This is a genomic window from Streptomyces sp. NPDC057654 (genome assembly GCF_042800135.1).
GTDB lineage: Bacteria > Actinomycetota > Actinomycetes > Streptomycetales > Streptomycetaceae > Streptomyces.
The window spans coordinates 1-5310 of sequence record NZ_JBHVHQ010000610.1 but is presented as its reverse complement, the minus strand read 5'-3'; the positions used below and the strand labels follow the sequence as shown (position 1 = coordinate 5310).

At 74.3% G+C, this 5310-nt stretch carries 6 protein-coding genes; 5 read left to right on the top strand and 1 reads right to left on the bottom strand.

Going from position 1 to position 5310, the window contains the following annotated elements; translation table 11 throughout:
- The 3 genes from ACFU99_RS31845 to ACFU99_RS31835 all read left to right on the top strand — a co-directional run.
- A partial coding sequence (locus tag ACFU99_RS31845) for a protocatechuate 3,4-dioxygenase subunit beta (RefSeq protein WP_384398630.1) occupies positions 1-587 on the top strand: 587 nt, incomplete at its 5' end.
- Entirely contained in the window at positions 584-1216 is a 633-nt protein-coding gene (gene pcaG, locus ACFU99_RS31840; protein ID WP_384398628.1) for a protocatechuate 3,4-dioxygenase subunit alpha, read from the top strand. The genes ACFU99_RS31845 and pcaG, both read left to right, overlap by 4 nt.
- Positions 1217-1341: 125 nt before the next feature.
- A complete protein-coding gene (locus ACFU99_RS31835) occupies positions 1342-2751 on the top strand; it encodes an FAD-dependent oxidoreductase (protein ID WP_384398626.1) in 1410 nt (469 codons plus the stop codon).
- A 69-nt stretch (positions 2752-2820) separates the two neighbouring features.
- Here the strand turns inward: ACFU99_RS31835 and hemE are convergent, their stop codons facing one another.
- Positions 2821-3930 (bottom strand): uroporphyrinogen decarboxylase, encoded by a 1110-nt coding sequence (gene hemE / locus ACFU99_RS31830; RefSeq protein WP_384398624.1) that lies wholly within the window; start codon positions 3928-3930, stop codon positions 2821-2823.
- A gap of 90 nt (positions 3931-4020) precedes the next feature.
- Here hemE and ACFU99_RS31825 point away from each other — a divergent pair, with 90 nt between their 5' ends.
- Complete coding sequence (locus tag ACFU99_RS31825) at positions 4021-4659, top strand: DUF3000 domain-containing protein (RefSeq protein WP_384398622.1); 639 nt, start codon at positions 4021-4023, stop codon at positions 4657-4659.
- A 161-nt stretch (positions 4660-4820) separates the two neighbouring features.
- On the top strand, positions 4821-5310 hold a 490-nt coding region (locus ACFU99_RS31820), incomplete at its 3' end, for a response regulator (RefSeq protein ID WP_384398620.1).

The window sequence follows — 5310 nt, the reverse complement described above, 5'->3', positions numbered from 1 at the left end:
ACGTCGAGCTGACCGGCCCCGTCTTCGGCGCCGCCGACGTCGACGCGCTCGACTCCGACCTCACCCGGCAGCACGCGGGCGAGCCGATCGGCGAGCGCATCACCGTCTCCGGCCGGGTCACGGACCGCCGGGGCCGGCCGGTGCGCGGCCAGCTGGTGGAGATCTGGCAGGCGAACGCCGCCGGCCGGTACGCCAACCAGCTCGACCGCCACCCGGCCCCGCTCGACCCCAACTTCACCGGCGTCGGCCGCTGCCTGACGGACGACGCGGGCGGCTACCGCTTCACGACGGTCAAGCCGGGCCCGTACCCGGAGGGCGACCAGCCCAACGTGTGGCGCCCCGCCCACGTGCACTTCTCCCTCTTCGGCGCGGCCTTCACCCAGCGCCTGATCACCCAGATGTACTTCCCCGGCGACCCGCTCCTCGCCTACGACGGGCTCTGGCGGTCGGCCGTCGAGGCGGGCACGGACGGCCGCCTCGTCGCCGCGTACGACCCCGCCCTGTCCGTATCGGGCGCCTCCCTCGGCTACCGCTGGGACATCGTCCTGGACGGCCCGTCCGCCACCTGGACCGAGGCCCGCCGATGACCCTGCTGGAACCGACGCCCGCCCAGACCCTCGGCCCGTTCTACGGGCACGCGCTGCCCTTCCCGCGCGGCGGCGACGTCGCCCCGGCCGGGCACCCGGACACGATCACCGTCCACGGCCACCTCTACGACGGCACGGGCGCGCCGGTGCCCGACGCGCTCGTGGAGTTCTGGCAGGCCGGGCCGTCCGGCTCGCTGGCCGGGGCGCCCGGCACGCTTCGCCGCGACCGGGCGAGCGGCGCGCCGCTGGGCCGCGACGGCGCGGAGTTCACCGGCTTCGCGCGGGTGGCGGCCGACGGCGGCGGGCACTACGCGCTGCGCACCCTCGCGCCCGGCCCGACCGCCCGGCGCACCGCCCCGCACCTCGCCGTCTGCGTCCTGGCCCGCGGCCTCTTCGGTCCGCTGCACACGCGCCTGTACCTGCCCTCGCCCCGGCTCGCCGCCGACCCGCTGCTCGCGTCCCTGCCGCCCGAGCGGGCCGCGACGCTCATCGCCGTGCCGGAGACCGGCGACCGGGCCCGGCACCACAGCTACCGCTTCGACATCCGGCTCCAGGGCGGCGGCGCGAGCGACCCCGGGGGCGAGGAGACCGTCTTCCTCGACTTCCGGCACCCCGCCAACGCTCTCTGACCAGCGCCCCGCGCGGCCCCGGCCGTCGCCGCACCCGTCTCCCTCTCCGGCCGGCCGCCGCACAAGGCTTAGCGTGGGCCGTACGTACGTACGCAGCGGACGTACCGGCGAAAGGAACCGACTCCATGGCGGCGCAACGGCTGGTGGTCATCGGGGGCGACGCGGCGGGCATGTCCGCGGCCTCCCAGGCGCGCAGGCTCCGCGGCCCAGACGAGCTGGAGATCACCGCCTTCGAGCGCGGCCACTTCACCTCGTACTCGGCCTGCGGCATCCCCTACTGGGTGGGCGGCGAGGTCGACGGCCCCGACGCGCTGATCGCCCGGTCCCCCGAGGCGCACCGCGAGCGCTCCATCGATCTGCGGATGCGCACCGAGGTGACGGAGATCGACGTGGCGGGCCGCCGGGTCCGGGTCCGCGACGTCGACGCGGACGCGGCGGCAGGCGGCGACGAGCGGTGGCACGGCTACGACAAGCTGGTGATCGCCACCGGCGCGCGGCCGGTGCGCCCGCCCCTGCCGGGCATCGACGCGCCGGGCGTGCACGGCGTGCAGACCCTCGACGACGGCCAGGCGCTGCTCGACGCCCTCGGCGGGCTGGAGAAGACGGAGGGCCGCCGCGCGGTGGTCGTCGGCGCGGGCTACATCGGCGTGGAGATGGCCGAGGCGCTGATCCGCCGCGGCTACGCGGTGACGGTCCTGACCCGCGACGAGCAGCCGATGCCGACACTGGACCCCGGCATGGGCGCGCTCGTGCACGAGGCGATGTGCGGACTGGGCATCGAGACGGTGCGGGGCGCGAAGGTCACCAAGATCCTGACCGGTGGGAACGGCCGCGTACGGGCGGTGGCGACGGACGACGACGAGTACCTGGCGGACCTGGTGGTCCTCGGCCTCGGAGTGCGCCCCGAGACCGAATTGGCGCGCGCGGCCGGGCTGCCGCTGGGCCCCTCGGGCGGGCTGCTGACCGACTTGTCGATGCGGGTGCGCGGCCACGAGGACATCTGGGCGGGCGGCGACTGCGTGGAGGTCCTGGACCTGATCTCGGGGCGCACCCGGCACATCGCGCTGGGCACGCACGCCAACAAGCACGGCCAGGTCATCGGCGCGAACATCGGCGGCGGCTACGCGGCGTTCCCGGGCGTGGTCGGCACGGCCGTCTCCAAGGTGTGCGACCTGGAGATCGCGCGTACGGGCCTGCTGGAGGCGCAGGCCAAGGACGTCGGGCTCCAGTTCGTGAGCGTGACGATCGAGTCGACGAGCCGCGCGGGCTACTACCCCGGCGCGCGGCCGATGCACGTGAAGATGCTCGCGGAGCGCCGTACGGGCCGGCTGCTCGGCGTGCAGATCGTCGGCCGGGAGGGGGCGGCCAAGCGCGTGGACATCGCGGCGGTCGCGCTCACCGCCGGGATGACGGTGGAGCAGATGACGGCGCTCGACCTCGGGTACGCGCCGCCGTTCTCGCCCGTGTGGGACCCGGTCCTGGTGGCCGCCCGCAAGGCCACGGCGGCGGTAGCGGCGGACGTACGGGCGCACTGAGACCAGGTCACCGGCCTCGGCCCACCCGTGCCGGGCTGCTTCAGGACAGCCCGGCGGCGGGGGGCGGGGTCACGTGCCCGCGGTCTGCTCGTGCACGTACTCGACGACGGCGGTCAGCGCGCCGGGGTCGGTGTTCGGGGGCACACCGTGGCCGAGGTTGAAGATGTGGCCGTCGAGGTCGCGGGCGGCGTCGAGTACCTCGTCCGTCTTGGCCTCGACTGCCTCGCGCGGTGCGAAGAGCACGGCGGGGTCGAGGTTGCCCTGGAGCGCCTTGCCGGGGCCCACACGCCGCCGCGCCTCGTCCAGCGGGACGCGCCAGTCGACGCCGACGACGTCCGCGCCCGCCTCGCCCATGAGGCCGAGGAGCTCGCCGGTGCCGACGCCGAAGTGGATGCGCGGCACGCCGAGCCCGGCGACGGCGTCGAAGACCTTGGCGGAGGCCGGCATGACGGAGCGGCGGTAGTCGGCGGGGGCGAGCGCGCCGACCCAGGAGTCGAAGAGCTGAACCGCCGAGGCGCCCGCCGCGATCTGCACCTTGAGGAAGGCCGCGGTGATGTCGGCGAGGCGGTCCAGCAGGTCGGCCCAGAGCTCCGGGTCGCCGTACATGAGCGCCTTGGTGTGCTCGTGGTTGCGGGAGGGCCCGCCCTCGATGAGGTAGCTCGCGAGGGTGAAGGGCGCGCCCGCGAAGCCGATGAGGGGGGTCGCGCCCAGCTCGCCGGTGAGCATCGTGACGGCCTCGGTCACGTACCGCACGTCGTCCGGTTCGAGGGGGCGCAGCCGCGCGAGGTCGGCGCGGGTGCGGATCGGCTGCTCGACGACGGGCCCGACGCCGGGCTTGATGTCGAGGTCGATGCCGATGGCCTTGAGGGGTACGACGATGTCGCTGTAGTAGACGGCGGCGTCCACGCCGTGCCGGCGGACCGGCTGCATGGTGATCTCGGTGACGAGGTCGGGACGGGCGCAGGAGTCGAGCATCGCGATGCCCTCGCGGACCTTGCGGTACTCGGGCAGCGAGCGCCCCGCCTGCCGCATGAACCAGACCGGGGTGTGCGGTACGGGCTCGCGCCGGCACGCCCGCAGGAAGGCGGATTCCTGGACGGCCTGGACGGATTCCGGGGCGGAAGGCGCCGCGTCGCGGCCGGTCTGCTGCTGGCCTTCCGGCCTCTGGGACGCACTCATGCCCCAAATCTTCGCACGGGCCGAACGAGTGACCCGCCCATCGGGTGTCCCTCCCCGGAAGAAGGGCTCGTTCCGCCTAGTCTTCCGGGCATGGCTGCGGCGCAGGGACACCTCTCGGAAGGTCCGGACGGCGCGGACGGGGAGAGCTCCCCGACCGCTTTCCGGCAGGCGGTTGCCGGGCTGCAAGGAGTGCGGCTCCGCCCGGAGATCGAAATCGATCCGACGCCGCCGCCCCAGCGGCTCGCGCCGTATTCGTACGCGCTGGAGGCGGCGGTCGTGGTGGAGGAGGAGGAGCTGGCGGACGGCCGGCTGATCCTGCTGCACGACCCGAACGGCCACGAGGCGTGGCACGGGACCTTCCGGCTGGTGACGATCCTTCAGGCGGACCTGGAGCCGGAGATGGCGGACGACCCGCTGCTGCCGGAGGTGTGCTGGTCGTGGCTGACGGGCGCGCTGGAGGCGCGGCGGGTGCCGTACGGGGCGCCGGGCGGCACGGTGACGCGGGCGGGCTCGCACTATTTCGGGGGGCTCGCGGACCGGGAGCCGTCGACGCGGATCGAGATCCGGGCGTCGTGGTCGCCGACGGCGCTGGACGGGGTGCCGGACACGGCGGCGCACCTGGCCGCGTGGTGCGATCTGCTCTGCCAGATCGCGGGGCTGCCGCCGGGGGGCCCGGTGGACGCCGGGGTGGTCTCGCTGCCGCAGCGGCGCGGACCGCAAGGACGATGATCGATCAACCGTCCGATTTGCCCGAATTGTTACTCATCAATTCGTGATCATTCTCTAAAGCCGGGCCAGGTAGCTGCCGAAGGACCTTGTGACCGATCCAAGTGATCACTCCGGCTTATCCCCCAAGCCGGCACCGTCCCGCCACTCCCCCAGGAGGCCTGGTGTCTGTTCTTCTAGAGCAACCTTCGAGCCTGGTCGCCTACCGCCCGAACAAGCCGACGGCCATGGTCGTCGTGGCCGACCCCCGAGTCCGCTCCACCGTCACCCGCCATCTGTGGGCGCTCGGTGTGCGAGACGTCATCGAGGCGTCGTCCATCGCGGAGGCCCGTCCCCGGGTGGGCAACCCGCGCGACATCTGCGTCGCCGACGTCCACCTCCCCGACGGCTCCGGTCTCACGCTGCTCTCCGAGACCCGCGCCGCGGGCTGGCCGAACGGCCTGGCGCTGTCCGCCGCCGACGACATCGGCGCCGTGCGCAACGCGCTCGCCGGCGGCGTCAAGGGCTATGTAGTCACCGGCACCCGCACCAACATCGGGGTCCCCGGCCGCCCCGGCCACCCCCCGATCGGCTCCGCCGCCGCGGCCCGTATGCATCGCCGCCCGCCCGGCAGCTCCCATACCTCGTCGGCCGGGGGCGCCTGCGCGGCAGCCT